The sequence below is a fragment of the Maritalea sp. YIW29 genome (genome assembly GCF_057219265.1).
Genome location: NZ_JBXVVF010000001.1, coordinates 513708 through 540217, shown reverse-complemented (window position 1 = coordinate 540217; position 26510 = coordinate 513708). Strand labels below are relative to the sequence as shown.

Below are 26510 nucleotides of genomic sequence, written 5' to 3'. Positions count from 1 at the left end.
AATTTTGCGGCTTGAACAACGTAAAAGGTGCAGCCGAAAAACCAAGCAGTCTACTTTTTATCAACTTCGATCAATGCAGGATCGTCGTCATCATCTTTCTTTTCAGGCGGTGCAATCATGTTATCGGTCAATAGCCCTGCACTCTCGCGCACACCAGATTCAATTTCATAAGCTAGATGCGGATTATCTTTCAGGAACTGACGTGAGTTTTCCCGCCCCTGACCTAGCCGTTCGCTATTATAAGAGAACCAAGACCCAGACTTTTCAACAATACCAGCTTTTACCCCTAAATCGAGCAGTTCACCGGTTTTGGAAATGCCTTCACCATACATAATGTCGAACTCAACCTGACGGAATGGTGGTGCAAGCTTGTTTTTCACAACTTTCACACGCGTCTGGTTACCCACAACTTCGTCGCGATCTTTAATCGCGCCGATGCGTCGAATGTCGAGGCGAACTGAGGCGTAAAACTTAAGCGCGTTACCACCAGTTGTCGTTTCTGGGGAACCAAACATCACGCCAATTTTCATCCGAATTTGGTTGATGAAAAGAACCATCGTTTTCGAGCGAGAAATAGACCCCGTCAACTTACGCATCGCTTGGCTCATCAATCGCGCTTGTAGACCCGGCAATGAATCGCCCATTTCGCCTTCAAGTTCTGCCTTTGGCGTAAGCGCTGCAACAGAATCGATAACCAACAAATCAATCGCGCCAGAGCGAACCAATGTGTCTGTAATTTCCAGCGCCTGCTCGCCAGTGTCCGGCTGTGATATCAGTAAATCATCGATATTGACGCCAAGCTTGCGGGCATAAACCGGATCCAGCGCATGTTCCGCATCAACGAACGCGCAAATACCACCGGCCTTTTGAGCCTCAGCGATTGCATGCAATGCTAAGGTGGTTTTACCTGAACTTTCTGGGCCAAAAACCTCGACGATCCGTCCGCGTGGTAAACCACCAATGCCCAAGGCAATATCTAACCCCAATGAGCCGGTGGGAACTGATTCAACTTCGACAGCTGAGTTTTCACCCAGCTTCATAATTGAACCCTTACCAAAATTCCGTTCGATCTGCGACAATGCCGCTTCCAACGCTTTGTTCTTATCCATAGAACCCCCCTCGACAACACGAAGTTGAGAATTAGCCATTACCTTCTCCTTATTCCAAAACCAACGTCGTCATGCAATCCGTCGGGACAATCTATTTTTATATTTTGTACTATATTTGTTCTCATATTTCACGACCGAAGTCAAGCATTCTATCTATCTGAGATATAAGGGAAAAGTGATTTTTATTCCTTCTTTGTTCTCAAATCGCCATTTTGAATAGCCAAGTGTACACGAAATGTTGCTCCCGCCCTATGTCAGGCAAATCATCAAATCGGCTTGAATTGGCAAGAATCACTCTTATATGCGAATGATTGTTCTATTAAATATCATTCGAGTGCTATATGAAAAATGAGCGTTTACATGGACTAGATTTGGCACGGTTTTTCGCGTTCACGGGCATGGTCATTGTGAATTTCAACGTCGTGATGACCGATCCATCTCTGGTTCATGCCAGCATAATTGCCGACATTCTCATCTTACTTGAAGGAAAAGCCGCTGCGCTATTTGTCGTATTGGCAGGTGTGGGTGTTACTCTTGCTGCAGGAAACTCCAAGCGGACAGGGTTTCACTTTACCATGCTAAAACGGTCTGCGTTCTTGCTGGTCATCGGCCTGATAAATCTGACCATATTTGATGCGGATATCATCCACTATTATGCATTTTATTTCGCGCTCGGCATTTGGTTATTGCCTCTTGGCCCGATGCCGCTGCTAGGCATCACTGCGGCGCTGATCCTCGCGTTCCCTGCCCTAAACTTGTTCGTTGATTACGATATCGGCTGGAACTGGGAAACGCTGCACTATTCAGGCTTTTGGACAATAAACGGTTTTATCCGCAATCTGTTCTTCAATGGCTGGCACCCCGTCATCCCATGGCTGGGCTTTTTCAGTTTTGGCATATTCCTGGCAAAAAACGATCTATCACAACCCATTAACGCGCTACGTTTGACCATTTTAGGGGCAATTGGTTTGGCCTTGGTCCCCGTCAGTAGCGCACAAACGATAACAACGCTTGTGCCTATCCTTGGCGAGGAATTGGCACAATTTTTTGCAACTAGCCCCATACCTCCCGGCCCATTTTTCATGCTGAACGGTTTAAGTGCGGCGATGTTCGTGATTGGTCTTTGTTTATTGGTGCCTAAGGCAGCCTACGGTAATTCCGCTCTTCACCTCTTGTGCCAAACCGGGCAGCAAACATTAACGCTATATTTTGCACACATCATAATGGGCACAAATGCAATTGCAGCAATTGGTCTGGTCGCAACCCAAACACCCGCAACCTCATTTTGGGCAGCCATAATATTTGTCGGCCTATCCACACTATTCGTCTATTTTTGGCGAAAACGGTTTAGTCGCGGGCCATTGGAAGAGTTGATGCGGCGCACCACCGGCGAGTGATGCGCAACAAACACAAGGTAGTAGCTATTCGCTGCCACTCAATACGGTTTTCACCTTCTGTGCCAATTGTTTGAGCGAAAATGGTTTGGCAAGAAAATCAACACTGCTGTCATCTTCAAGCCCTTTGCGAATATTCTCTTCCGCATAACCAGAAACAAATATCACTTTGATTTCTGGGTAACGCTCGCGCATATGGGTCAGCAAAGTCGGCCCGTCCATTTCAGGCATCACAACGTCAGAAATCAACAATTCCACTTCACCGTCGATTTCTTCAAGCACATCTAGCGCTTCAACGCCGCTGTCCGCTTCATGCACCACATAACCAGCGGATGCCAAAGCTCTGGCTGCAAATGCTCGCACGCTGTCTTCATCTTCTACGATCAAGATACGCTCTTTACCTGTAAGGTCGCGCACCTTTGTTTTGGCAGACTGTTCTTGCTCAGGTTCGGCAACCAGCTCAGCTCTTTCCATATATCGCGGCAAGAATATTTTGAAGGTGGTGCCTAAATCAATTTCTGTGTCCGCATAGATAAAGCCACCGGTTTGTTTCACAATTCCATAAACGGTTGAAAGGCCAAGGCCGGTGCCTTTGCCAATATCTTTGGTGGTGAAAAACGGTTCAAAAATCTTGGCCAACACTTCTGGCGGAATACCGGTTCCAGTGTCTGCCACTTCAATCAGCACATAATCAGCCGCAGGCATGCCCCGATAATCAAACGTCGCTGCTTCAGCCTCTTCAACATTGCGCGTGCGAATTTTGACGTCACCGCCCTCAGGCATCGCATCGCGGGCATTCACCACAAGATTGATAACCACTTGCTCAAGCTGAATATGATCAGCCCGCACAGGCCAAATATGGGGCGCGTGATCAACGGACAAGTTGATGCTGTCTCCGATCAAGCGCTTAAAGAGCACGGTAAGGTCATCAACCAACAGCGAAACTTCAAGCACTTCAAGCCGAAGTGTCTGACGGCGAGAAAATGCCAGCAACTGACGCACCAATCCGGCTGCCCGGTTGGCGTTTTGTTTGATCTCCATCGTGTCTTTGAACGAAGGATCATTTGGCCGCAAGTTGAGCAGCAAAAGATCAGAGAACCCAATAACTGCCGTTAGAATATTGTTGAGGTCGTGCGCGATGCCGCCCGCCAGTTGGCCAACGGCCTGCATTTTTTGGCTTTGCGCGAACTGTTGCTCCAGCACCCGCTGTTCGGTTGTATCAAGCGCATAAACAATCACCCGCTCGTCGCTATCCGCACCATCAGCAATACCGGTAATATAAAGCCGAACACTTCGGTCTTCATTGGCGGCCAAAACGGTATCTACGGGCTCAATAAGCGACTGGTTGGATTTCGCAGCTTCCATGGCCGCGGCAAACTTGACTTGCGTTTCAGGGCTCAACAAATCGGTCAGCGGCAAGCCTTCTGTGGCCTTCTCACCATGCTCATTATCGAATGTGCGCATAAAGGGCGCATTGGTACGCACTACTTTACCGTCACCATCAAGGCCAGCAATTGCAAACGGCGTATCGTTGAAGAACCGCGAGAACCGCACTTCAGCATTGCGCAATTCTTCAGATGCATCAACGCCAGGCGACCGGTCGAGCACCAATGTGCGCGTTTCGCCCAAATCCCCCTCTGCCAATCGCGCCGCACGGTGCAAAAGCCGGACTGGCAAATTGGTGCCATCGCGCTTCACCAAATCAATGTCGATAACTTCGGTCTTAATTTGCCCATCACTACTGCCACCGAGCAGTAGACCAGACCCATCACCGCGCACAATTTCTGAAAGGCTGAGCGCACCAACGTCAAATTCAGCTAGATCGTAATCCAGCCAATTGGCCAATGTCGCGTTGAGATATTGAAGCTTTCCGCGGCCATCTGTCGAAAAGAAACCCGCCGGCGCATGATCCAAATAATCAATTGCTTTTTGCAACTCTAGGAAAATGCTTTCTTGCCGTTCCCGGTCGCGCGAAATGTCTTCAACCGACCATAAAACAAGCTTTTTGCCGTTTGTGCCTTCGACTTCAGGCAAACCATGTACGCCAACCCGATACCAAACCGGCCCATTGCTTGCCTTACCAAATGTTGGCCCGTCGGTTAGCCTGATGTCTTCAACCGCGCGACGCCCGTCTTGTGCGGCGCGGGATAGTCGATAGATCGCTTCGCTTGCTTCCGCTGCACTGGCAAAAAGGCGCGGCACGCTAACAACAGAATTCCGATCAAGACCCGAAATCAATTCGCCATACGCGGCGTTGGCGTAGACAATTCGCCCCTCACGGTCGGCAACAACTGCGCCATATTCCAAACTGTCCACAATCGCGCTCTGCAGCGCGGGTCCATCATTCGTACGGGAGAGTTTAAACAGGCCAGCCGCTAGACCAAACAAACAGAACACGCCGATGACCGCCAAAACGGCCAACACCAGCAAAAGCATGTCAGAAGAAATCTGACTGCCATAAATGGAATAGACCACGGCCAAACCGACAAATATTGCGGACAATAAAATGACACGCCAAACACCGTTCCCACCAAGACGGGCACGGGTAGTTGGTTGTGGATAACTATCTTGTGTCAGCGGTGTCATGGACATTGACCTGCCCCTATTTGTTTAGCACGTCGACTTTGTGCACATTTGCGCCAGAATCGCGGTGTTGTTTTGCTTAAACAACATCATCAAACCAGCCCGATTCAAGCAAGCTTTAAGACATTATTCATTAATTCACGGCTTTGCGCAGCAACTTTTCGCGTTTTAAGAATTTAAGTTTGCCATATCACGATTTCTTGGCATTCCAAGACCTGGATTTGCGCAATTGCATCACATATCCAATGACCTGCGCCACTGCTTTGAAATGCTCTGCTGGCACGGGTTCTTCGATCTCCACACTAGCATGCAGCGCACGCGCCAAAGGTGGATTTTCAACAATCGGAATTTCGTGCTCACCGGCAATCTCACGTATTTTAAGCGCAACGGCGTCCATACCTTTTGCCACGCAAACCGGGGCGGGCATGCCCTGCTCGTATTTCAAGGCAATCGCATAGTGGGTCGGGTTGGTGATCACGACGCTTGCGTCAGGCACATCTGCCATCATGCGGGAGCGCCCTCGTTCCGCCCGCAACTGACGAATTTTAGCCTTAACCTTGGGGTCACCTTCCATCTGCTTGTACTCGTCGCGCACTTCCTTGATGGTCATTTTTTGTTTTTCCCACCATTTATTGCGCTGATACATAAAATCCAAACCAGCAATAACGGTTAGAACAGCCAGCGTCGCAAGAATGATCTTGATGCCCAACTCTTGGAAAACCGGCAAAATCATAGACGGGTCGGCGGTAATGATAGTGTCCAAGCGATCCCGCTCAGGCCACATCACCCAAAACATAATCAAGGAAACGATGGTCAGCTTGGCCAGTCCTTTGCCGAAATTCACCAGGGCTTCGGATGAAAACAAACGCTTGGCCCCAGCTAATGGCGAAACTTTTGAAAATTTGGGCTTAATCGGGTCTAGCGACCAAACCGGGCGATGCTGGGCGAGGTTCGCAGCCAATGCAAACAATGCCATAATCAACAGCGGCACAACCGCAACAACCATCACGGTTCCCGAAAGGTTTTGCCAAAATGTTGCAAATGCCGCCCCACCAACTTCAATCTGATGGGCATTTACAAAGATCATTTTTAGCTGGGCCATAAGGTTGGACGCCGTGATGGGCGCCATTAGGGAAAACACAAGCGCCGTACCCACCATCATAAACCAAGTGGTCACTTCTTGGCTTTTTGCGACATCCCCTCTCTTATGCGCATCATCGAGTTTTTTGTCGGAGGGGTCCTCGGTTTTCTCGGACTTGTCCGGTTGATCAGCCATATGTGCGCCCTACCCGATCAGCTTGAGCAAAAACTGCTCAATATGTTGCATGTACCAACTCATCATCATGGAGAGCAAAAGCACAAACAGCAAAAGGCCGATGCCAATATTGGCAGGCATGGCGATGAAGAACACTTGCAATTGCGGCATCAAACGCGCCAGCAAACCAAGACCAAAATAGAACAGCAATCCAAAAATGATAAATGGCGCGGACATCTGAACGCCAACAACAAAACTGCCCGCAACCGTTTGGATGGCCATATCGGCGGCGTCTTTGAGGTCAAAGCCCGCACCGGGCGTAAAAATTGTGTAGGTTTCGTAGATGGCGGCAAGCACGAGGTGGTGCAAGTCCATGGCAAAAATTAGAGCAACACCCGTAACAGCAATAAAGTTACCGAAAATCGCCCCTTGCACGCCGCCTTGTGTTGGATCGGATGTTGTTGCAAACGATAGACCTGTTTGAAAGGCGATCACCGTTCCAGCGACCTGGGCAGCAGACATCAGGATGCGCGAGACGCCACCAATAATCAAACCAACACCAATTTCAGAAAACAACATGAATAAAGCAGGATAAAAGGTGACCGTCTCAGTTGGGTAATGCTTTGAAATTAGCGGATACATGATGAAGGTAAAAGCCAGCGCCAGTGTCAACCGCATCCGCATGGGCATCCGTTGAGAGCTAAAACCGGGCATCAGCATCAGCAAAGTGCCCAACCGGGCAAATATCAAGATGTATATCAGTGCAGTTTGCGGCAGCCAGTCAATACTCATGGCTTAACCGCCCGAGATAATCAAATCGGCCATGCGATGCATATAGCCGCTCATCATCGAGCCCATGAAGGGCAAAAGCAATATCATGGTGATAAAGATGGCCAATATCTTGGGCACAAACACCAATGTCATTTCTTGGATTTGGGTGAGCGCCTGAAACAGTGCGATCACAACCCCAACCACAAGACCAACAATCATCAATGGAGATGAAACATAGATCAATGTCCAAATGCCATCTTGTGCCACATCGAGCACTTGTGCGCCGGTCATTTTTGCGTCTCCAGTTTAAGAACGAGACTGCCGTTAAATCGGCATCCGCATAATCTCTTCATAAGCACTGATCACCCGGTCACGAATCGTTACCATCGTTTCAAGTGCAACTTCAGTTTCCGAGATTGCGGTCACAACATCAACCACGCTGGCCTTTCCATCAACAAGATCTAGTGTTGTTTGGTCTGCTGCTCGACCCGTTTCAATGGCGCTGCCAATTGAATCTGCGACCAATTTGCCAAAATCTTGTCCGCCAGTTTTATCTTCCATGCCCATGCTGGGCGCAGATTTGCTGGCTTGGTCCACAAGTTTAGTTGCACTTGCATAGGCGTTAGATGCCGCTGAAAACGGTACGCTCATATTAATCCCCAGTTTTACTTTTAAATGCTAGTCGTTCCGTTCCCCAACGAGACGACCAGCGATTGGCTCTCCGCTAACGCGTTCTACCCACGCAATATGTCCAATGTGCCGCCAAGCATCGCCCGCGACGTCGAAATAACATTCAAGTTCGCTTCGTAAGTGCGCTGTGCCTCGCGCATATCCATTGTCTCGACCAGCGAATTCACATTTGGATAAAGCACGTATCCGCGCTCGTTTGCCGCCGGATGCCCGGGCTCGTAACGGCTTTGGAAGTCGCTCATGTCGTAACTGACTTTACCAATTTCCACCTGATGGGCAGAAAGGTCACTATTGTAAACCGCCTCAAATGTCGGCACACGACGACGATATGGTTCACCGCCCGGCTCTTTGGCCGCGGAACTAGAGTTCGCCATATTTTCTGCGATAATGCGCATACGTGCTGATTGGGCATGTAGACCGGTTGCCGCAATCTTTAGCGAATTCATGAAGTCTGTCATAATTTACTCCTCTGCCCGTTCGTTAGAACGTGCACTATGCCTTGCCCAAAGCTGTACGAATGAGTTTGATCGAGCGTTTATAGATGGTTGTTGCCGCCTGATAATCCATCTGGTTGCCAGCAACTTTCATCATTTCATCTTCCAGCACCACTTGGTTGCCTTCAGGCGTAATTTCAAAACTGTTCAGCTTGCGCTCGCCAAACTTGCCCGCGCCTTGTCCCTGAACACTGAAGTGTTGAGAATCGGTAGATCTGGTTGAAACATTGGACATTTGCAGCGACTGCACCTGCTCCGAAAACGAATAGGGCGTGAGGTCGCGACCGCGATAGCCAGGTGTTTCGGCGTTTGCAACATTCTCGGCGAGCAATGTTTGACGGGATTGATGCCATTTCATTTTCTGGCTAAGCGCTTCAAAAAGCGGTATCTTGGCAATCGACATAATCGGACCTCTCAACAACTAGGCAGATATTGCCGCCCATTTAGTTAACGCCCCATTAACGATATCCCTCATATTGCGAAATTACGTATATTTCGGTCTTGCCCTAGCCGCATTTGCTTGTATAGCTGGGGCAACTGGCATTAATTTCCGGCAATTTGGTGCAAGAATGCCATTTTGGCGTTAGAACGGGGACGGCGAAGCGATGGGCTTTATCAACGATCTTTTGGGCAATGTAGACAATAACATCTGGATACTTGCGGGCGGTCTAGCCATCACCGTTGTCGCCATTATCCTTGTGGTTTGGCTGCTCAAATTTGCCTTCAATGCCAGCCGCAACGGGCTTGGTGGTCGTATAAAGCGCCTTGGGGTCGTTAGCACCGCAGCGGTTGATAATAAGCGTCAATTGGTGATTATCCGTCGGGACAATAAAGAACATTTGATTATGATCGGTGGCCCCACGGACGTGGTGATCGAAACAGGCATCAACCCCGAGGAAACCGTTGTTCAAAAGGTTCCGACCAAACGAGCGGTTGCAAATTCTGAAACCCAAGCAGCAGCAAAATCACAACCGCGTGTCGAGCCTGTGCCCGCATCTGCGAACAAACCAGCACCGCAACCTGCCGTGGCCCAACCTGTTCAAGAACAGGCAAAATCAAAGCCGCGCCCTGCGCCTCGGATCGTGCCTGCGCCAGAACCAAAGCCGGCAGACGAGACCCCAGAAACAAACGTGACGGCGATCGAAAAATTGCGTGAACTGGGTAAATCCAAGCCAGACTCAACCGTTTCAACTTTGCGCTATCCCGGCATTTTGCGTCCGGTAACACGGCATAAAGGCGTGGATAGAACTGAGTTGGATGAAAATAAAGACGATCAATCCAACGACTCAGATAAATTGACTGCTCACGAAGCACCAAAAATTGAAGTGGTGCAAGGAGCAGACAGTGGCACGGACGACATCAAAGACGCGCCAAAAAAACGCGGTCGCAAGCCGGCAAAAAGCGAAAAATAGCCAACGGATTGACGTTGCCTATATTGTCGCGACGTTTAAGCGCTGCTTCAAACTTTCTGCGATCTGTTTCGGCGTGCTCTTTGTCGGGTCATTACTGGCCTACCCGGCTTTCGCCCAAGACATTTCAGTAGACTTTAACGACCAAAACACCCTGACCGAGCGCGCTGTCCAGCTGATCGGGCTGATCACAGTCCTGTCGTTGGCCCCATCAATTCTAGTGATGGTGACGTCGTTCACCCGCATTGTAGTGGTGCTATCGCTCCTGCGAACGGCCATCGGCCTACAAACCGCACCGCCGAACTCTGTGATGATCTCGCTGGCTTTGTTCTTAACAGCCTTTGTGATGGCCCCCACACTCCAACAGTCTTATGATGATGGCATCGAGCCGGTGATCAGTGGGCAATTGCAGATCGAAGAAGCCTTTCCATTGGCGGCCGCCCCGGTGCATGAATTTATGCGCCAACATGTACGGGATAAGGACGTTCAGCTGTTCCTTGATCTAACCGAAGGCAACATCCCGGAAAATCCAGAAGACTTGGAGCTGACAATTTTGGTTCCTGCCTTCATGATTTCCGAACTACGTAGAGCGTTCGAAATCGGCTTTTTGCTGTTCGTGCCCTTCATTGTCATCGACATGGTTGTCGCTTCGGTGCTCATGTCCATGGGTATGATGATGCTGCCACCTATCGTGATTTCACTGCCATTTAAGCTGATTTTCTTCGTGTTGGTCGACGGCTGGCATCTTGTCGCCGGATCACTCATCCGAAGTTTCGGCTAGCCCTGCAAATCGAACGGTCGCCTTAAAGAACGTCAGGCTGTGGTGCCAATGCGCCGGTTTCAACATATTGCGCTTTATAAGCATTTAGGAACGAGTTTAGCGAGTCAACGTCAGCAATTTGCCGCGCAAGTTTCTTAAACTCGGTTGTGCCGTAAGCTGTTTTGCCGGTCACGAACTCAAATATCGGCCATTCAGGCGTTTCGGACATGCGCCCGGAATATTTTGCCCGCAACCGGGTCAGTCCAATTTCATCATTCGCAAGTGTATAGGCCACTGCGGCCTTGATCATGTGATTGCGCACCGACGTAGACAACGAACCTTCTGGTAAGCCGTCAGAATAGACGCGTTCAAGCATCTCGCCTGCTTCACGATAGCGTCGTCCGGCCCAATGTGCGTCAACTTCCAACAGGCTTGCGTCGCGCCCTTTTAGGCCGCGCAGAATATCAACCGCCAACTCATCACGCCCAGCATCGATCAACGCGCGGGCTTCCAAAATCCGCCTTTGGCGCTCTAACGTTGGCACCAAGTTCGCTAGACGTGTCTTGTACAATGTTCGAAGGGCAAGGTCTGGTCGGTGGTCTGCGATTTGGATAATCGCCAAATCCGCAGAAATCTTTGCCCGTGCTACACCGTCCAAGCGATTTTCAATCTGATATTCAAGCAATCCAGCCGCCTGCTCCAGCAAATCAACTTTTACCAAACGACGCGCCAGGTTTCGGATCATTTCGTCGCCCTTTGCACCAACTGGCGCCAATTGACGGAAATCATAAAATAGAGCCAGCGCCGCAATGGGGTCCAGGCGATCTGCTTCCCCGTTTAGGTATAGGTTTGAGAAAACCTGCGTCGCTTCTTCGTGAAGCGCGGTTTCGTCTGGCGTGTCTTGATATTCAGCAGCCATCAACAACAGCGTGTTGAAGCCACCTCTATAGTCCGCTGTCCGGAACTGGAATTGACCAAGCATGTGTTGAATCTTTGCGGCCAACCTGCCCCCACGCCAAATCAAAGCTTGGTTTTCAAGCGTCTGCTTCGCCTTCTCCACGTCAATGCGTTTGGTCTTGTCAAGAATAAGTAGCGTTCGGTAAACCGCCTCGGCGTGTGTTGGCCGAATGTCAGCCGTCATGACAGCGCCATAGGTGTCTAACGCTTCTTCATACCGCTCCTCGATCTCGTCAATACGCCCACTAAGCAAATCGTAAAGGCTCAGATCTTCCTTATTCAACGTGCCAAAATCGATGCCGCCCAAATATCGAACCGCCAGACTGGCGTCATTTTCTTCGATCGATGCGCGAGCCGCAGCAAAGTAGAATTCATTTTGCACCCAACTTGGATAATCCGAAACTGTGTCTTCAGACTTCAACGCACTCACCCGCGCAACATCATACTCCCCCCGCTGAACCCGAGCGATGGTCTGCCACATCAGCGAATCTGCAGAATCGACGATGCTGTCATCCAGCAATTGCTCGAGCCCATCGTCAGGCCGGTCTGCCAACACATTTGCGGCGCCGTACGCGACTTTAGTACGTTCCAACAAAGCTGGACGCTTCGTGTTTTCGAGCAAAAATTTTGTTACACCCAACGCCTCATGGGCCAGCCCACCGGAAAGGTACAGCCGCGCCAATTCAAGCCGTGTGGCTTCCAGAGACGGGCCTTCCATTTCTGCAGCCCTATTGGAAACTTCTTCAAATTTTCTTCGGAACTGCTGCGGATTATGCACGTCAAAACTGACCAAATCCAAATAGCCGATCCGATTTTCAGTTTCTTCTGCCCGGCCATCACCGCGCACTTCATGACCGAACGAAAGCTGCAACTTCTCGGCTGCATCAACAACGATTTGGTTTTCTTCAATGCTAACCACCAACTCATCATGATGTGGCTTTACGACAAAACCATGCACGGCCTTTAGTGCTTTGAAATCGACATATTCAAGATCCCGAACAAGAGCCCGAGAAGGCGGATAAGCAGTTACAACATGCAACATGTCGCCAACATTTGGATCGCGGATCTGGTGCACACGGCCTGGTCGCTCGATGTCGGCCACAATTCGCACACGCCCTTTGGGTGTCGTATCTTGTGATAAAGTCATCGGCTCGGTCGGTGCGATAAGAATATCACCCAAAGACAGAACCCAAGATCGACCCTCGGAGCCTAATGTCGCAAGGCGCTCAGCATTCATATTCAAGCGCACAATTTGGGTGTCGCCAGCGCTATTCACCTGTACTTCGTCGGCAATTCCGCCCATTAATTCCATATCAGCCGGTTGCGAAATTTTGACATGGGTATCAAACACCATCCAAACAGCACCACCACGTTTGTAAACCGCGGCCGGTGTATCCTGTTCAAATGGGAAAATCAGACGGACGGTCGCACCGATACGGTTGATAAATGGCGTAATTTCACTTTGGCGAGACATGTTCGGACCGCGTTCTAGATTACGCTCATGCATCTCCTCAGCGGGTGACTGCTGAGGTTCTTCGGCTGCCAGTTCCAAGTCCTCGGGGATCACGCCATCGACCAAATCCGCAAGTGGAACGCTGATATCCTCATTGTTGGAGAAGTCCAAGTCCAACGTATAGCGGCGTTTTTCCTCATTGAAAAATCGAGGGTCGACTTCCTCTGCCAACTGAAACGCAAGGGTCAATCCATCATCCGTTATGGTTTTGGACACACCCGTAATCTCGGGCGGCATATTTGATTCTATTTCGTACAAATCTACGTCGATCGGCCATTCAAAACTCAATGACACCGTTCGATCATCGACTGAGAAATCGGCTTCTGTTGCCATGGACCAGTCAAAAACCAGGCGCGAAAATGTTGGATGACGGCCAAGCCGTATTTCCATTGATGGTTTTGATTCTCTCGCAATTTTTGCCTTGCGTCGCCGCTCAGCTAACAACGCCGCCTGCTCTGCCCGCAGTGCGAGCTCTTTCACGACCTCTTCGGGAAGCGCTGGGTCCAGCCCCGTCCAGTTCGGCGGAATGAGGTCCAAAAACAAGCGCTCGCCTGCTTCAATTTTGTTGATGCGGAAATCGCGCTTCAGCCCAAATCGAATTCCTTTTCGATCCGGATCGAGCCGCGCAACGGCAATGTATTCACCCAGATGTTCAGTAACATCAGGTAGTTGCGTGGTAATGGGCGCAGAAAACTCCAACGCCATAACGCCGGCAGTTGTTGTTACGGTGTAGGAAGGCAAATTGAGACGATCTTGGAACCTGATGATCAAGCGCCCAAACCCGGTCTGACCTTGCGCAATCAACTCAACTCGTTCTGAGCGATCTTGGGCAAAGCTGGTGCTAGACACAAAAGTGCAAAGCACCGCCAGCAAGACTATGCTAGCAACGCTGCGCAGATCAGTAAATTTTCGCGCGCATCTCTTGATCATAAACCACATTGGGTCCCGACATTTCACTATGCCTAAACTATCGCGCTTGGCTTAACGGCGCCTTACCAAATTGGTAACCTATTGCCCCACAATTTGCGGCAATTGCTCGCTCGCATCACCAACGGAAGTTTGGTTGAATTCAGAAAGGTTTGGATTAGCAAGATTAAGCGTCAGCGCTTCGGCTTTTTCCGCATCCATTGCAGCCATTACAGGCGCAAATTTCTTTGGGTTCATAATCTGAACCATGCGCACCAAAACCCGCATATCCAGACGGTTGAAAATGCGCGCAGCATCTTTCGGTTTCATGCTTTCATATGTTGAAACAAGCGACTTAAATTGCTGCGCTTCTTGGCCTTCTTTTTGCTCAACTAGCGCAGAAATACGTGCTTCAATATCTTTCAACTCTTGCGCTCTTGTCTCAAGGCGCAACTCTGCAGCCCGAATGATTGATTCTTGAATTGCCAATTGTTCTTCGCGAATATCCAATTGCTTGCGCCGCTCGCTCAGCCGCTCCAAAAACTCAAGCTCTGTGTTGGACACACCTGTTCTTTCACTCAGTTTTTGAATGCGCCCGTCCGTGTTGATCGTAATGGCTTCACCATCCTTTGGTCGATCCGGATTTAGCGCAGCTTCGGTCGCTTCCATCACTGGGTCAGCGCCGTCCGCCAGTTCTTCCTCTGCCTTAGCTTCCATCTCCGCCTCACCCGCAGCAACGTCATCTGCAAGTGCATTTTCTGTTTCCTGCGCTATCGCGGCGCGACTACCCAAAATGTAGAGATCACCGGAAACCAGCCCGAAAAGCTTAAAAAGTAGCAGCGCTGAAGCTGCCACCATTACGATGGGGAGAAGACGGATTGAATTCACGCAGCTTCTCCGTCACGCCGCGATATCCGGTCCAAATGATCCAGCGCCACCTTAGATTTGAGTGGTCGAGTGGTTGGCTCTGGAGCCGCTTTGCGCGCAGTTTGCGCGACCATGGCAAGTTTATGCATAACCGACTGGCCAGCATTCACATGATGTGCCAATTCGATCGAAAAGCTCTCAGCTTCACTTAACCGCGTGTGGATCATGCCGTCACACTCAATCGCAGTTTGGCGTAGCTGAGTGATCGCGCCATTGGCTTGATCTGTTGCGCGAACAAGATCAGTGATCATCGTTTGCAGGGCTGCCCGATCGGCACGCAACCGCTTAAGGCGAACATTCAATATGTAACAATAACCAACTGTGACGACCAACAGAATCGCGACTGCAGCCTCAACCAGTAATCCCAATGTAAAACTGCTCATGACTGTGATCCTTCTTGTTCATCCATGGCTTCAAATACAGCCATTGTTACTTTTGGCGGGTTCAGCGGTCGCGTCACCCTTACCGATACATTATTGCCAATGTGTCCCATCAACCCTTCGGTCAAGGCCACATCGCCACACTTTAAAGAAACAGGGTCGTTTGGCGATCGCTCGAACATCAATGTATCCCCGACTTTTAGGGCTAACATTTCAGACAACGGCAAATCCCACTCATGCAAAACGGCCTCAATATTTGTGTCCGCTGCATAAATCTCTGAAGCTAAGTGCCCTTCCCAAATGGGGTCGCGACCGAACTTTTCACCCATGAACATTTGCAGCAATTGTTCACGAATGGGTTCAATGGTCGCGTATGGCAACAGAATTTCAACCTTGCCGCCGCGATCATCCATATCGATGCGCAGCTCAATCAAAATGGCTGCATTGGCCGGACGTGCAATCGCTGCAAAGCGTGGGTTCGTTTCCATCCGTTCGATGGTAAAACTGACCGGTGTTAGCGGTTCGAATGCCTTATGCATATCGTCAAGGATGAGCTCAATCATCCGATTGGTCAGCGACATCTCGATTGTGGTGTAAGGTCGCCCCTCCACCCTGATGGTGTTGGTACCCCGCCGACCGCCAAGCAACACGTCAATCATGGAGTAAATCAAGTTGCTCTCAACCGTCATCAAGCCAAAATTGTCCCATTCCTCGGCCTTTATCACGGTCAGAATAGCAGGCAGAGGAATTGAGTTTAGATAGTCTCCAAATCGAACAGACGTAATGCTGTCCAGCGACACCTCCACATTGTCCGATGTGAAATTGCGCAAAGTGGTTGTCGTCAATCGCACCAAGCGATCAAAAACAATCTCCAACATTGGCAGACGTTCATAAGAGACCAGCGCAGAGTTGATCAGCGCTTGAACGCCAGTTAGCTCGCCAAGTCCAAGATCGGCACTATCAAAGCCGAGAAGATTGTCAATTTCATCTTGGTTCAGAATGCGATCAGCAGCGGCACCGTCATCACTTTCGTCGCCGCCTTCAATCATTGCCGCCCATTCAGCCGCAGCACCCTCACCGTCATCTTCTGCGACGTCAATACCGTCATCGTCCTCACTTGGCTTGTCGTCGACAATGCCAAATTCTTTCAGGAGGTCGTCTGTATCACTACCAGCCATCTCAACGCCCTTCCCTATTGCACCAGAATTTCTTTAAACACGATGCTTTCCACCTGGGTGGGGAAAAGGGCGAGATTAACGCGCCTGCGCAACTCTTCCTTTAGTCGGTAAATGCCAGCAGAGCCGTCCAAATCGGCTTTGCGCAATTCGCGTAAATAAACCTGAAACGTGTCCAACACGCGTGGCATCAACGCGTCCACGTTTGGCACCATCGCTTCGTCGGCAAGCTCTAGGGACACCAGAACCTTCAAAAACAAATCTTTCGTTTCGCCCTTGGAATTCAAGTTCACGGTGATCGTGGGCAGATCGTAAAAGAATGTCTGACGGACTTGTTGTTGCGCTTGCTGTGCTGGTGTGTCTTCACCGCCACCAGAAAACAATAAGAAGTATGCAGCCGCGCCACCGCCAAGCAGTAAAACAACAGCCGCACCAATGATCACCAACATTGGTGGGCCCTTCTTTTTGCCGCCTTCGTCTTCTCCGACGTCTATGTCTTGGGCTGTATCGTCTGCCATGTTCTCACTCTGTAGGTGCTGCGCAATGCGCACAAACTCTTCACTATGATCCACGTAACGATGAGAAGGTTAACGAAGCGTTACCATTCGCCCCTCAACAGGCAATTTTTGCCGGGTCGATTTTGCCTGATCGACCAATCTTGTCACGATCAATATGTCTTGATCCAGAAATAATTCATACAAATCAATGAGTTAAAACTTGGCACGATCCTCGCATTAGATATGGCAGACGAAAAGCTTGGGGAAGCTGCTCGTTGAACAAAATTGGGGAGATCGTGCAAAATGGAAAATGCACAGCTCATAGGTTTATCACGACAAATCGCACTTCAGCGGCAAATGGATGTCGTCGCCAATAATATGGCGAACATCAACACCACTGGATATAAGAATGTCGATATTCTGTTTGAAGAATACATCATGCCAACAGCACGCCATAAAGATTTTGGCGCCTTGGACCAAAAGCTGTCCTATACGCAGGACTGGACGACAATTGATGATTTCGGCGCAGGTTCAATCGAACTGACGGGTAACGAGCTCGATATGGCCATCCAAGGCCAAGGGTTCTTCGTTGTCCAAGCACCTGACGGCGAACGATATACGCGCAATGGCGCATTTCAGTTGAACCAGCGTGGCGAACTCGTCACATCGGAAGGCTTTCCTGTTTTAGCGGATGGCGGCTTCCTTACCTTTGGGCCAGAAGAAACTGGCATCACCATCACCAAAGACGGACGGGTTTCGTCTTCAGCAGGTGAAAAAGGCATTATGCGTATTGCCGAGTTTGAAAATCCTCAGGATCTAAAACGCGCTGGAGATACAATGTTTTCTGGCGAGAACCCAATTTTTGATAATCCATCTAGTCTTGTCCATATGGCGATTGAGCGTTCGAACGTTTCCGGGGTTTCAGAAATGACTGAAATGATCCGCGTGACCCGCGCCTATACATCCATGGCAAATCTTCAACAAAAACAAGACGAGTTGCGCCGCACGGCTATCAAAAAACTCGGCGATCTTAACGCTTAATCACGTCCCCGCGAAAGGAACATAAAATGAAAGCTTTATATACCGCATCGACTGGGATGGCCGCTCAAGAGCGTAACGTTGAGGTTATCTCAAACAACATCGCCAACATGCGAACAACTGGTTACAAACGCCAACGCGCCGACTTCCAAGATCTACTTTACCAAGTTTATCGCCGCTCTGGCTCGCAAACCTCAGAAGCTGGCACACAATTGCCAACAGGCGTTGAAATTGGCTCCGGTGTTAAAACAGGTGCAACCCCTCGTATCATGAGCCAAGGCAGTGTCGCCCCAACCGAAAAAGAACTTGATCTCGCCATTCGTGGTGAAGGGTTCTTTTCCATCAGCTTACCCGATGGTCGAACAGGGTACACAAGAGACGGCTCCTTCGAGCGAGATTCAAACGGCGAATTGGTCACGATCGAAGGCTACCAAGTACAGCCGGGTATCAGTATTCCAGCCGCGGCCCGATCAGTCTCGATTTCTGCCGACGGTGTTGTTGAAGCCTATTTGGACCAAGACGCAACACCAACCGCAATTGGCCAAATCCAGCTGTCACGCTTCGTCAACAAAGCAGGTTTGGAAGGCATCGGTGATAACTTGTATGTCGAAACGGCTGCCAGTGGCCCGGCTCAAACAGGTGTCGCCAACGCAGATGGCTTCGGCAATTTGCTGCAGGGTCACCTTGAGTTGGCCAACGTGAATGCCGTTACAGAAATTGCTGATTTGATCGCCGCACAACGGGCATACGAAATGAATGCCCGTGTGATTTCTGGAGCCGATGAAATGCTTCAAGCAACAGCGCAACTCCGTTAGGGGATTGATTAAAATGATCAAATTATCCAAAGCGCTAATTTCCGGCCTTATTTTGGCAACGCTTAGCACAACTAATTTAGCAGCCGCGCCCGTCTTAAAACCGTCGATCATCGTCAACACCAAAGTGGTGACAATTGGCGATATGTTTGAAGATGCTGGCAATCTAGCTGAAACCGGATTGTTCATGAGCCCTGCGCCAGGCACCGTTGGTGCGGTGCCCGTCGCTTCGATCACCCTGGCCGCACAACGCGCTGGTTTGACCGGCTTCGAAACAAACGGCATTTCCCACGTTCGTGTTGAGCGTCAAGGCATGCAAATTGACGCTGAATTCTTGAGCGACTTGTTCACTCAAGAGATCAGCAAGCGTGGTTTGCTACGGGACGAACAAGGCGTCACATTTGCGCCCTATCGCGGTTTGGAAACAATGTTTGCCGATCCTTCAATGGCCACCCCGGTGACCATGCTGGATTTCGATTACCAACCTCAAACTGGCGTTGTTTCAGCAAGACTGGCTTTGGCAGGCCATCGTGAACCGTTCAACGTGAATGGTAAAATTGAAATCTCCGCACCTGCCGCACACCTTCGCCGCACAATGGCACGAGGCGAAATCATTGACATCAACGATATCGAGTTCTTGCCAGTGCCCGTTCGGTTTTCGCAAGCACAAGGCGACCTCGAACTCACTGAATTACTGGGCAAAAGCCTCACGCGTTCGGTGCGCGGTGGCAGCTTGATCCGTCGGAGCGATCTATCAGATCCTGTTGTGATCAATCGTAACGATATGGTGACCATCCTTTATCGCCATGGCCAACTAAAGCTTACCGTCAAAGGCCAGGCGTTGAATTCCGCCACAGAAAACCAAGTCATTTCGGTTCTTAATCTGATGTCAAAAAAGACAGTTCAGGGCATCGCAACGGCCCCCGGAACAGTCGTCATCACAAATGACCCAACCCATATCGCAAGCCGATAGGCAGGGAGCATAAAAATGAAAATGTTCAAGATCATCACACTTATCGCACTTGCCGCTTCACTTTCTGCCTGCACAGCCGCGAGTCGTCTTGCAGATATCGGGAAAGCGCCAACGCTAACTGCAATCGAAAACCCTAGAGCGCAAGCTGGTTACAAACCTGTCAGCATGCCGATGCCAGAACCTGAGCGTGTCGCCTATTCGCCGAACTCGTTGTTTATTTCCGGCACGCGGGGCTTCTTTAAAGATCAACGGGCAAGCCGGGTCGGCGACATCCTTACGGTGCAGGTCACCATTTCCGATAAGGCGCAGTTCTCCAACAAATCAGCCCGCTCTCGGGCAAGCACCAACAATGCCGGCGCAAGTGGTGTTGTCGGTTCTTTGTTCGGCCGCATTGCACCTGGCGTGGACCCATCAGCCGCCATCGGCGTTACGTCTGGCACAACGGACAGTGGAGACGGATCAGTAAATCGTTCTGAAAATCTTGAAACACAAGTCGCTGCAGTTGTTGTGCAAGTGCTGCCAAACGGCAACCTCGTGATTGAAGGGCGTCAGGAAGTCCGTGTGAATTTTGAAGTTCGTGATCTGATTGTAGCCGGGATTGTACGGCCTGAGGATATCGGTGCCGCAAACACCATTCCATCCACAAAAATCGCACAAGCGCGCATTTCATACGGTGGTCGTGGACAAATCACGCAAGTTCAACAGCCTCGATATGGCCAACAGTTCATGGAAGCCATCCTACCGTTCTAGGGTCTAACCCAAACCAACTAAAGGATTTTGTCCTCTAAAATTGCCAATCGGTTTTCCCCAATTTATCGATTGGCTCTCCCCAGAAGGGCACGGCTTTCCCCAATTTGCTGTGCCCTTCTCTATTTCTAATCTTGGCGTTTCGACTATTTAGAGAAGTTGAATATCAACACGCCACCAATAATCGCAATGCCGCCGAAAAGAAGCGCCAAACTAATCTCTTCACCCAAGACCAAAATTCCCAAATTCGTGCCCACAAACGCAATGATCGGGCCAATCTGGCTCAGATATACTGCTCCTGCCGTCTTTTGCAGCAAGAAGTAAAAGGCAAATCCGACAGCAAAAATGACAATTTGCAACACTAGTGATTGGGTCATCGCAGCGCTGGGCTTAATCAAAACCGGCGCCCCCAAGAACCAAACGAGCAGAAACGCAAAAGCGCCGGCGAAAAGCAACATGAGAGGCGCCAAAGCATATGGCGACGCATCTTTTGGCCATGCCCAAGATCGATAGATATTGCCCAGCGCTAGAAACACAGGGCCAAGCAAGGCAACAAACACCCAAAATGGCGACGGACCGACACCCGTCAATTTGCCGACGCTTAGCGCAACTGCACCGCTGAGCGCGATCACTACGCCGAAGGCGCGGGAGACAGCGAATGTTTCTGTGCGCAATAAAACGCTAAATAGGTAAGTCAAAACAGCGGAGAATGCGGTGACCAACGCCACAAAGCCTGCCCCCACATGCACGACGGCCAAAAAGAATACGATGTTGGGCAAAGCAAACATGATGCCGCTGATCAGCGAGTAGCGCAGCACCGCTCCAGAGAAATTCATCTGGACGCCAAACAAGCGTAGTCCAACCATCATCAATATTCCGCCCGCCGTCGATGACAGGGCCAAAAATGTGATGGGATGCCAACCGGCCAAAATAGCGACTTTTCCGTTGACCGTTGTTGCACCAAAAAAGCTGCCAACTATAAGCAATAATGCAAACGGCAACAGTGACTTGGGGTCAAACCGCTGTTTCTTAATATCCCGCGCCGTACGTGTTAGCCCACCATCCAAGCCTTGCTTGATACTTTCCTTCGTCGCGCCCAACGTGATATGGCCAGCCATGATATTCTCCAAATTTTCGCTTGGACTATATCTTTATATAAAGTATCTTGATGTCAAGATAAATTGAGGAATTTATGGACCGCGCGCAACAAGCTGCCGATCAATGGCAAAAAGAATGGCCTGAAATCAACAACTTACCTATGCTCACCCTAGGGCGACTAACAGAGTTGGCGGGTCGCGTTTTGCAGAATGAACTTGAACCATTGTTCAACCAACATGGTTTGAACCTTGGTGAATTCGACGTATTGGCCACGTTGCGGCGGGCCGGACCGCCCTATTCGCTCACACCGACTCAGCTTTATGAAGCGACGATGATCTCATCCGGGGGGATGACCAATCGACTTGATCGATTAGAACGATCCGGTTTCATTGAACGGCAGAAAAACCCGAACGATCGTCGCGGTACCATCGTTGCGTTAACAGAAAGCGGTTTTGAGAAAATGAGCGAACTGGTTCCGCTCCATGTCGCAAATGAAGAACGCATTCTTTCCCCCCTTAGCCGATCTGAAATTGATCAGCTAAATGCTCTGACAGCGAAGCTGCTCAACGGCCTTGGCAATGAAGATCGCGACAACAAGAAATAGGGCTATTTAAGGATATGTCGTTTTTGGGAAAGTTCGGCCAAAAGCGGGTCAATGTGGGCCGAAAACTCTTCTTTTCGGGCCGACTTAATCTGCTGCAGCACCTGCATAGCGTGCTCGGCGGTAAATTTTTCAAAATAGCGCCCGGCATCCAGCCCATCAGACCAAACGTTAGACAATCGCCGGTTGATATATTCCTCAACCATATATTGTTGCTGCTGGATCGATTTGGCAAAAGTACCCAAGTTCCAAGCCATTTTCAAAGCATAAAGGTCGACGCCTGCTTTGCGCGTTCCGGTCAACCCAAATTGCTGCGTATATTGGCGGCTTTTCGCTTCAAATTTTTGTGGCGCATAATCTTGGGTCACGTCTCGCCATCCAAGTCCCCGCAATGTGGCAACAAGCCCGCTTGGGGTAACCTGTTCTTGGAACTCAAGTCCAAACCGCTTTGAATCCGCCAAAACTTTTAGAACAAGATCCGAGCAGGAAAGCCATTCTTTGATTTGCTTTGCGTTGCTGTCGCGTGGTCCACGACCAATGCCAAGAAACCGACGTAGGCCATATTTGGACTCTATATATCGCCAAGCCTTCATCATGGATTCAGCACCAAATGCTGTTTCAGGTGCGCTTAAGCCAGGTGCACGCAGCACCAAAAAGTCACGATATCGATTGTGGCTATTATAACAAAGGTCGATCACCGGCACGAAACGCACGCCACCGGGATGCACCATGTCCGTGTAGTATCCTTTTACGGCTCGCGGGTAAGCCTCAATCGCGGTCAATTCAGAACCGACTAGCGCGCAATGCGTAAATTTCTGCGGTGAAGCAAATGCATTGAAATCAAAAAGATGCTGGAACGCGACGTTTACGCCGGACTTGACCCCGTAAGAGCGGTAAAAAACCACATCATAGGGTTGAGATACAGGCCAAAGATGCTGCCTCTCGTCGCCCATTTGCTTAGGCAGATCAATTTGCTCTTTTTGTACAGCTATTGGACCAACCAAGAGTGCCTAGCCTTCCCGAACTCAATTACTGGCGCCATTATGCGCCAGATCACGATCAATTTGCAACAAATCGCGCAAAGATTACTTAACGAGTAAAGCGAGAATACCCAACAGCATCAATCGTCACGATAAACTTTCTCGCGGCGTTCGTGCTTTTCTTGCGCTTCAAGGCTCATTGTTGCAATCGGACGTGCATCAAGGCGAGCCAGCCCAATCGGGTCGCCGGTCACTTCGCAATACCCATATGATTTGTCATCAACACGAGCCAGTGCCGCATCAATTTTTGATATGAGCTTTCGCTGACGGTCTCGCGTACGCAATTCGAGCGCTCGATCACTTTCAGAAGATGCACGGTCCGCTATGTCCGGGTGATTCTGACTTTCCTCTTGCAGCGTTTCAAGCGTCTCTTTGCTCTCGCGCAAGATATCATTTTTCCAAGCAACCAGCTTCTTCCGAAAATAGGCCAGTTGGCGACTATTCATGAACTCTTCGCCATCGGTCGGGCGATAAGTCTCATCATCACCAAAACTTGCCTCGTCCAGATCGACTTTACTATCCAAATCCATTGACACGGCTATTACTCCCTCAGTCTCTGCGCGACATATATAGTGTCCAACCTCACCAACGGCAAGTGAGTTTGTGTCACTGCACCTAAGCGTTAAATATTACAGAGAAAAGACAATGTGAAATTTGGGCAGAATTTCAGCTAACCATCAGAATTTATTCAGCTTTGCCAACTCGACGCGAACACGCAATTCGATATCGTCAATAATGGCGTCAAGTTCTGGGTCTGCCTTGTTGCGCGCTTTTGTAACTAAATTGAGCATATTGTCCAAACGAGATTCGGAAATTTTGCCGACCAGTAGGTCTGTTTTCATCTGCTCCAAATTGTCCAATAAATCGTGCCCGCGACGAACGATCTTCTTCTTCGCAAATGTTGGATCTTCCACAGATTGCAAGGCAAGCAGCGCATCAATTCCGCCCACATCTGGCGCTGAAACGGGCGCACCGGCCTTGGTTGGCGCAGAGTCATCACCTGGCAGCGAAAATGCCTCCTCGCCGGGTTTACCTGCGGACTTTGCCTTCTTGCGCTCAACTTTATTTAGCCGATTTGCATCAGTGATGCGCATGCGAAAACATCTCCAAATCTTTGAGTTTCGCCACTCAATGTCGCGGTAGGCACAAATTGCCAATTGGTCAAAAAAACATAGCAGAACTCGGCAGAATTTTCCCGCAATTTTTGGTGCCGATCCCTCCCAAGTCACAGCGAATTCAAAACCTCATGAAAAATCAAATACTTACGTAACTTGTGCTGCTTGGCACGATTTTCGCATTAATGAAGGCAATACCGATGGCCAAGTGCTGGGGAGCACCGCCATTGTTTTGAAACTGGGGAAGTAAATGAGCAAATTGACATCTTTAGGCATCCGAATAGGTCTCGCAGTCGCGATTGTTTTTAGCGCTGTAACCTCTGCCCACACTGCCCGCATAAAAGACATTGTTGATATTGAAGGCGTTCGAGAAAACCAATTGGTTGGATATGGATTGGTTGTCGGCCTCAATGGCACCGGCGACGGACTCAACAACTCACCCTTTACCAAACAAAGTCTTCAAGCGATGCTGGAACGGATGGGCGTCAACACTCTGGGCTCTTCTATGCGCACGGCCAACGTCGCTGCGGTCATGGTAACAGCCAACCTCCCAGCTTTCTCCTCACAAGGTTCTCGAATTGATATCAACGTCGCAGCCCTAGGTGACGCAAAGAGCCTTCAAGGTGGCACATTGCTCGTAACACCCCTCATGGGCGCTGACGGCGAAGTCTATGCCATCGGGCAAGGCCAAGTGGCAATCAACGGATTTCAGGCAAGTGGCGATTCTGCGACAATCGTTTCTGGCGTACCAACAACCGGTCGCATTTCGTCCGGCGCAATCATCGAACGCGAAGTCAATTTTGCGCTGGGTAGTCGCCGTTCAGTTCGTTTGGCGCTGCGTAATCCAGATTTTACCACCTCAAGACGCATCGCGCTGGCGATCAACAACCTAATTGGCATACCAACCGCTGTGCCGTTGGACAATGCAACGGTTGAGCTCACATTGCCTCGTGGCTTCAACGGCAACATTGTTGATCTGGTCACCGACATCGAGCAACTGGTCATTACGCCCGACCAAACGGCTAAAATCGTAATTGACGAGAATTCGGGAATTATTGTGATGGGTCGCGAAGTGCGGGTTTCTACCGTCGCCGTCGCCCAAAGCAATCTAACCGTCACCATCACTGAAACCCCTGAAGTCAGCCAGCCAAACCCACTTTCCTTAGGCGAAACTGTCGTGGTGCCTCGCACCCAAGTCGACATCGATCAAGTCGACAGCAAGCTGGCGTTACTCAAACAAGGTGTCACGCTTCAAGAGCTAGTTGATGGATTGAACTCTCTAGGCATATCACCAAGGGACATGATCTCAATTCTTCAAGCCATCAAGGCCGCCGGCGCATTGCAGGCCGAAATTGAGGTGATGTAATGGCCTATTCAAACGTCCATATTCCTGTTGAGCGCCCAGCCCACATGCCTGAGGGCACGTTCAACAAACTAAAGCAAAAGGCCGTCGAGCTGGAAGGCGTGTTTTTGAGCACCCTAATGTCTCAGATTTCCTCTTCTGTTGACACGGAAGGCCCATTTGGCGGCGGCCAAGCTGAAGAAACTTGGCGCGGTATGTTGGCCACAGAGCATGCAAATAGCATGGCCCAAGCTGGCGGCATCGGCCTTTCAGACAGTATTTTACGCGACTTGATTACAACCCAAGCCGCAACAACCAATTTCCAATCAGTCCCAGCTGCCGGAGCTTATAAATAATGACCCCACAACAAATGCGCGCCCAAGCCTTATCCGCCAGCAAAACATTGCCGATGATGGAAACACCAGAAAAACTATGTGCCGACGCCGATGTTACACTCCGCGCGTTGGTGGACATTATGAACAATGAAACAACCTTGCTGCGCAAAGGCAGCTTGTTGGAAGCAAGCGAATTGGCGGCTGACAAAGCTGAATTGGCGCAAAGATATGTAGGACTAGCCCGCACAATCCAATCCAACGCAGCTGAAATCAAACAAAGTGCGCCCGAACTCCTTCAGGAGTTACAAAAAGGGCAAACAGCGCTTGCCACTCAAATGGCTGAAAATTTGCGCGTCCTAGCCGTTGCGAAATCTTTGTCCGAAGACATTGTTAGCAGCGTGTCCAAACAAATGGGACAATCGAAACAAACTTCAGCCTATGGCAATGCCGGGCAAGACCGATCGTCTGCCGAACCCGCTATGAAGGGCGTGTCCTTCAACACCATGCTTTAGTTTCAATTTTAATTAAATAACGACAAATATAATCATCCCACTTCAATAAGGGACATGCAAACTGAGAGTTGACCACT

At 49.9% G+C, this 26510-nt stretch carries 28 protein-coding genes; 11 read left to right on the top strand and 17 right to left on the bottom strand.

All coding sequences use genetic code 11. The features are described from left to right. Positions 1-50: 50 nt before the first annotated feature. On the bottom strand, positions 51-1148 hold the full coding sequence (gene recA / locus AC2D8L_RS02655; protein WP_484683905.1) for a recombinase RecA: 1098 nt from the start codon (positions 1146-1148) through the stop codon (positions 51-53). A gap of 302 nt (positions 1149-1450) precedes the next feature. On the opposite strand from recA, the gene AC2D8L_RS02650 reads away from it, so the two are divergent. Next, complete coding sequence (locus AC2D8L_RS02650; protein WP_484683904.1) at positions 1451-2506, top strand: DUF418 domain-containing protein; 1056 nt, start codon at positions 1451-1453, stop codon at positions 2504-2506. 24 nt (positions 2507-2530) lie between these two features. On the opposite strand, the gene cckA is transcribed toward AC2D8L_RS02650, so the two are convergent. From cckA to flgB, 7 genes are all read right to left on the bottom strand, one after another. Then, on the bottom strand, positions 2531-5089 hold the full coding sequence (gene cckA / locus AC2D8L_RS02645) for a cell cycle histidine kinase CckA (protein WP_484685141.1): 2559 nt from the start codon (positions 5087-5089) through the stop codon (positions 2531-2533). A gap of 187 nt (positions 5090-5276) precedes the next feature. Further along, a complete protein-coding gene (flhB, locus tag AC2D8L_RS02640; protein WP_484683903.1) occupies positions 5277-6362 on the bottom strand; it encodes a flagellar biosynthesis protein FlhB in 1086 nt (361 codons plus the stop codon). Positions 6363-6371: 9 nt separating this feature from the next. Continuing rightward, entirely contained in the window at positions 6372-7133 is a 762-nt protein-coding gene (gene fliR / locus AC2D8L_RS02635) for a flagellar biosynthetic protein FliR (RefSeq protein WP_484683902.1), read from the bottom strand. A gap of 3 nt (positions 7134-7136) precedes the next feature. Continuing rightward, entirely contained in the window at positions 7137-7403 is a 267-nt protein-coding gene (gene fliQ, locus AC2D8L_RS02630) for a flagellar biosynthesis protein FliQ (RefSeq protein ID WP_484683901.1), read from the bottom strand. Positions 7404-7436: 33 nt separating this feature from the next. Next, the gene (gene fliE, locus AC2D8L_RS02625; protein WP_484683900.1) at positions 7437-7763 is read right to left on the bottom strand and encodes a flagellar hook-basal body complex protein FliE; all 327 of its coding nucleotides are present in this window, start codon (positions 7761-7763) and stop codon (positions 7437-7439) included. Positions 7764-7846: 83 nt separating this feature from the next. Beyond that, a complete protein-coding gene (flgC, locus tag AC2D8L_RS02620) occupies positions 7847-8260 on the bottom strand; it encodes a flagellar basal body rod protein FlgC (protein ID WP_484683899.1) in 414 nt (137 codons plus the stop codon). Between the two features lie 34 nt (positions 8261-8294). Continuing rightward, positions 8295-8699: a flagellar basal body rod protein FlgB gene (gene flgB, locus AC2D8L_RS02615; RefSeq protein WP_484683898.1), complete on the bottom strand. Its 405-nt coding sequence runs from the start codon at positions 8697-8699 to the stop codon at positions 8295-8297. Positions 8700-8901: 202 nt separating this feature from the next. On the opposite strand from flgB, the gene AC2D8L_RS02610 reads away from it, so the two are divergent. Continuing rightward, entirely contained in the window at positions 8902-9708 is an 807-nt protein-coding gene (locus tag AC2D8L_RS02610; RefSeq protein ID WP_484683897.1) for a hypothetical protein, read from the top strand. Positions 9709-9769: 61 nt separating this feature from the next. Further along, the gene (gene fliP, locus AC2D8L_RS02605; RefSeq protein ID WP_484685140.1) at positions 9770-10486 is read left to right on the top strand and encodes a flagellar type III secretion system pore protein FliP; all 717 of its coding nucleotides are present in this window, start codon (positions 9770-9772) and stop codon (positions 10484-10486) included. 22 nt (positions 10487-10508) lie between these two features. Here the strand turns inward: fliP and AC2D8L_RS02600 are convergent, their stop codons facing one another. The 5 genes from AC2D8L_RS02600 to AC2D8L_RS02580 form a co-directional block, all read right to left on the bottom strand. After that, complete coding sequence (locus tag AC2D8L_RS02600; protein ID WP_484683896.1) at positions 10509-13865, bottom strand: tetratricopeptide repeat protein; 3357 nt, start codon at positions 13863-13865, stop codon at positions 10509-10511. A gap of 78 nt (positions 13866-13943) precedes the next feature. Next, on the bottom strand, positions 13944-14729 hold the full coding sequence (locus AC2D8L_RS02595) for a MotE family protein (protein WP_484683895.1): 786 nt from the start codon (positions 14727-14729) through the stop codon (positions 13944-13946). Beyond that, positions 14726-15151, bottom strand: a complete 426-nt coding sequence (locus tag AC2D8L_RS02590; RefSeq protein WP_484683894.1) for a DUF6468 domain-containing protein — start codon at positions 15149-15151, stop codon at positions 14726-14728. The genes AC2D8L_RS02595 and AC2D8L_RS02590 overlap by 4 nt, the downstream gene beginning before the upstream one ends. Continuing rightward, positions 15148-16326, bottom strand: a complete 1179-nt coding sequence (gene fliM, locus AC2D8L_RS02585; protein WP_484683893.1) for a flagellar motor switch protein FliM — start codon at positions 16324-16326, stop codon at positions 15148-15150. The genes AC2D8L_RS02590 and fliM overlap by 4 nt, the downstream gene beginning before the upstream one ends. 14 nt (positions 16327-16340) lie before the next feature. Then, entirely contained in the window at positions 16341-16841 is a 501-nt protein-coding gene (locus AC2D8L_RS02580; RefSeq protein WP_484683892.1) for a flagellar basal body-associated FliL family protein, read from the bottom strand. Positions 16842-17123: 282 nt separating this feature from the next. Here AC2D8L_RS02580 and flgF point away from each other — a divergent pair, with 282 nt between their 5' ends. The 4 genes from flgF to flgH are packed head-to-tail and all read left to right on the top strand — an operon-like array spanning position 17124 to position 20393. Beyond that, positions 17124-17861 (top strand): flagellar basal-body rod protein FlgF, encoded by a 738-nt coding sequence (gene flgF / locus AC2D8L_RS02575; protein WP_484683891.1) that lies wholly within the window; start codon positions 17124-17126, stop codon positions 17859-17861. A 26-nt stretch (positions 17862-17887) separates the two neighbouring features. Then, a complete protein-coding gene (gene flgG / locus AC2D8L_RS02570) occupies positions 17888-18673 on the top strand; it encodes a flagellar basal-body rod protein FlgG (protein ID WP_484683890.1) in 786 nt (261 codons plus the stop codon). 13 nt (positions 18674-18686) lie between these two features. Then, on the top strand, positions 18687-19643 hold the full coding sequence (gene flgA / locus AC2D8L_RS02565) for a flagellar basal body P-ring formation chaperone FlgA (RefSeq protein ID WP_484683889.1): 957 nt from the start codon (positions 18687-18689) through the stop codon (positions 19641-19643). A 15-nt stretch (positions 19644-19658) separates the two neighbouring features. Beyond that, entirely contained in the window at positions 19659-20393 is a 735-nt protein-coding gene (gene flgH / locus AC2D8L_RS02560) for a flagellar basal body L-ring protein FlgH (protein WP_484683888.1), read from the top strand. A gap of 143 nt (positions 20394-20536) precedes the next feature. On the opposite strand, the gene AC2D8L_RS02555 is transcribed toward flgH, so the two are convergent. Continuing rightward, positions 20537-21508: a DMT family transporter gene (locus tag AC2D8L_RS02555; protein ID WP_484683887.1), complete on the bottom strand. Its 972-nt coding sequence runs from the start codon at positions 21506-21508 to the stop codon at positions 20537-20539. A 74-nt stretch (positions 21509-21582) separates the two neighbouring features. Between AC2D8L_RS02555 and AC2D8L_RS02550 the strand changes: the two genes are divergently transcribed. Then, on the top strand, positions 21583-22092 hold the full coding sequence (locus AC2D8L_RS02550; protein WP_484683886.1) for a MarR family winged helix-turn-helix transcriptional regulator: 510 nt from the start codon (positions 21583-21585) through the stop codon (positions 22090-22092). Positions 22093-22094: 2 nt separating this feature from the next. On the opposite strand, the gene AC2D8L_RS02545 is transcribed toward AC2D8L_RS02550, so the two are convergent. From AC2D8L_RS02545 to AC2D8L_RS02535, 3 genes are all read right to left on the bottom strand, one after another. Then, on the bottom strand, positions 22095-23093 hold the full coding sequence (locus AC2D8L_RS02545; RefSeq protein ID WP_484683885.1) for a hypothetical protein: 999 nt from the start codon (positions 23091-23093) through the stop codon (positions 22095-22097). 116 nt (positions 23094-23209) lie between these two features. Then, positions 23210-23659, bottom strand: coding sequence for an RNA polymerase-binding protein DksA (gene dksA / locus AC2D8L_RS02540; RefSeq protein WP_484685139.1), 450 nt, complete (start codon positions 23657-23659; stop codon positions 23210-23212). A gap of 147 nt (positions 23660-23806) precedes the next feature. After that, positions 23807-24223, bottom strand: a complete 417-nt coding sequence (locus AC2D8L_RS02535) for a flagellar assembly protein FliX (RefSeq protein WP_484683884.1) — start codon at positions 24221-24223, stop codon at positions 23807-23809. Between the two features lie 271 nt (positions 24224-24494). Between AC2D8L_RS02535 and AC2D8L_RS02530 the strand changes: the two genes are divergently transcribed. The 3 genes from AC2D8L_RS02530 to AC2D8L_RS02520 are packed head-to-tail and all read left to right on the top strand — an operon-like array spanning position 24495 to position 26433. Continuing rightward, positions 24495-25610, top strand: coding sequence for a flagellar basal body P-ring protein FlgI (locus AC2D8L_RS02530; protein ID WP_484683883.1), 1116 nt, complete (start codon positions 24495-24497; stop codon positions 25608-25610). Then, complete coding sequence (locus AC2D8L_RS02525) at positions 25610-25942, top strand: rod-binding protein (protein WP_484683882.1); 333 nt, start codon at positions 25610-25612, stop codon at positions 25940-25942. The genes AC2D8L_RS02530 and AC2D8L_RS02525 overlap by 1 nt, the downstream gene beginning before the upstream one ends. Next, on the top strand, positions 25942-26433 hold the full coding sequence (locus AC2D8L_RS02520; protein ID WP_484683881.1) for a hypothetical protein: 492 nt from the start codon (positions 25942-25944) through the stop codon (positions 26431-26433). Before AC2D8L_RS02525 ends, AC2D8L_RS02520 begins: the two co-directional genes overlap by 1 nt. Positions 26434-26510 lie beyond the last annotated feature (77 nt).

Excerpts from the sequence above, each read along its gene's own strand:
- recA (WP_484683905.1), bottom strand. The coding sequence starts at position 1,148 with ATGGCTAATTCTCAACTTCGTGTTGTCGAGGGGGGTTCTATGGATAAG.
- AC2D8L_RS02650 (WP_484683904.1), top strand. The coding sequence starts at position 1,451 with ATGAAAAATGAGCGTTTACATGGACTAGATTTGGCACGGTTTTTCGCG.
- cckA (WP_484685141.1), bottom strand. The coding sequence starts at position 5,089 with ATGACACCGCTGACACAAGATAGTTATCCACAACCAACTACCCGTGCC.
- flhB (WP_484683903.1), bottom strand. The coding sequence starts at position 6,362 with ATGGCTGATCAACCGGACAAGTCCGAGAAAACCGAGGACCCCTCCGAC.
- fliR (WP_484683902.1), bottom strand. The coding sequence starts at position 7,133 with ATGAGTATTGACTGGCTGCCGCAAACTGCACTGATATACATCTTGATA.
- fliQ (WP_484683901.1), bottom strand. The coding sequence starts at position 7,403 with ATGACCGGCGCACAAGTGCTCGATGTGGCACAAGATGGCATTTGGACA.
- fliE (WP_484683900.1), bottom strand. The coding sequence starts at position 7,763 with ATGAGCGTACCGTTTTCAGCGGCATCTAACGCCTATGCAAGTGCAACT.
- flgC (WP_484683899.1), bottom strand. The coding sequence starts at position 8,260 with ATGACAGACTTCATGAATTCGCTAAAGATTGCGGCAACCGGTCTACAT.
- flgB (WP_484683898.1), bottom strand. The coding sequence starts at position 8,699 with ATGTCGATTGCCAAGATACCGCTTTTTGAAGCGCTTAGCCAGAAAATG.
- AC2D8L_RS02610 (WP_484683897.1), top strand. The coding sequence starts at position 8,902 with ATGGGCTTTATCAACGATCTTTTGGGCAATGTAGACAATAACATCTGG.
- AC2D8L_RS02600 (WP_484683896.1), bottom strand. The coding sequence starts at position 13,865 with ATGATCAAGAGATGCGCGCGAAAATTTACTGATCTGCGCAGCGTTGCT.
- AC2D8L_RS02590 (WP_484683894.1), bottom strand. The coding sequence starts at position 15,151 with ATGAGCAGTTTTACATTGGGATTACTGGTTGAGGCTGCAGTCGCGATT.
- fliM (WP_484683893.1), bottom strand. The coding sequence starts at position 16,326 with ATGGCTGGTAGTGATACAGACGACCTCCTGAAAGAATTTGGCATTGTC.
- AC2D8L_RS02580 (WP_484683892.1), bottom strand. The coding sequence starts at position 16,841 with ATGGCAGACGATACAGCCCAAGACATAGACGTCGGAGAAGACGAAGGC.
- flgF (WP_484683891.1), top strand. The coding sequence starts at position 17,124 with ATGGAAAATGCACAGCTCATAGGTTTATCACGACAAATCGCACTTCAG.
- flgG (WP_484683890.1), top strand. The coding sequence starts at position 17,888 with ATGAAAGCTTTATATACCGCATCGACTGGGATGGCCGCTCAAGAGCGT.
- flgA (WP_484683889.1), top strand. The coding sequence starts at position 18,687 with ATGATCAAATTATCCAAAGCGCTAATTTCCGGCCTTATTTTGGCAACG.
- flgH (WP_484683888.1), top strand. The coding sequence starts at position 19,659 with ATGAAAATGTTCAAGATCATCACACTTATCGCACTTGCCGCTTCACTT.
- AC2D8L_RS02555 (WP_484683887.1), bottom strand. The coding sequence starts at position 21,508 with ATGGCTGGCCATATCACGTTGGGCGCGACGAAGGAAAGTATCAAGCAA.
- AC2D8L_RS02550 (WP_484683886.1), top strand. The coding sequence starts at position 21,583 with ATGGACCGCGCGCAACAAGCTGCCGATCAATGGCAAAAAGAATGGCCT.
- dksA (WP_484685139.1), bottom strand. The coding sequence starts at position 23,659 with ATGGATTTGGATAGTAAAGTCGATCTGGACGAGGCAAGTTTTGGTGAT.
- AC2D8L_RS02535 (WP_484683884.1), bottom strand. The coding sequence starts at position 24,223 with ATGCGCATCACTGATGCAAATCGGCTAAATAAAGTTGAGCGCAAGAAG.
- AC2D8L_RS02530 (WP_484683883.1), top strand. The coding sequence starts at position 24,495 with ATGAGCAAATTGACATCTTTAGGCATCCGAATAGGTCTCGCAGTCGCG.
- AC2D8L_RS02525 (WP_484683882.1), top strand. The coding sequence starts at position 25,610 with ATGGCCTATTCAAACGTCCATATTCCTGTTGAGCGCCCAGCCCACATG.
- AC2D8L_RS02520 (WP_484683881.1), top strand. The coding sequence starts at position 25,942 with ATGACCCCACAACAAATGCGCGCCCAAGCCTTATCCGCCAGCAAAACA.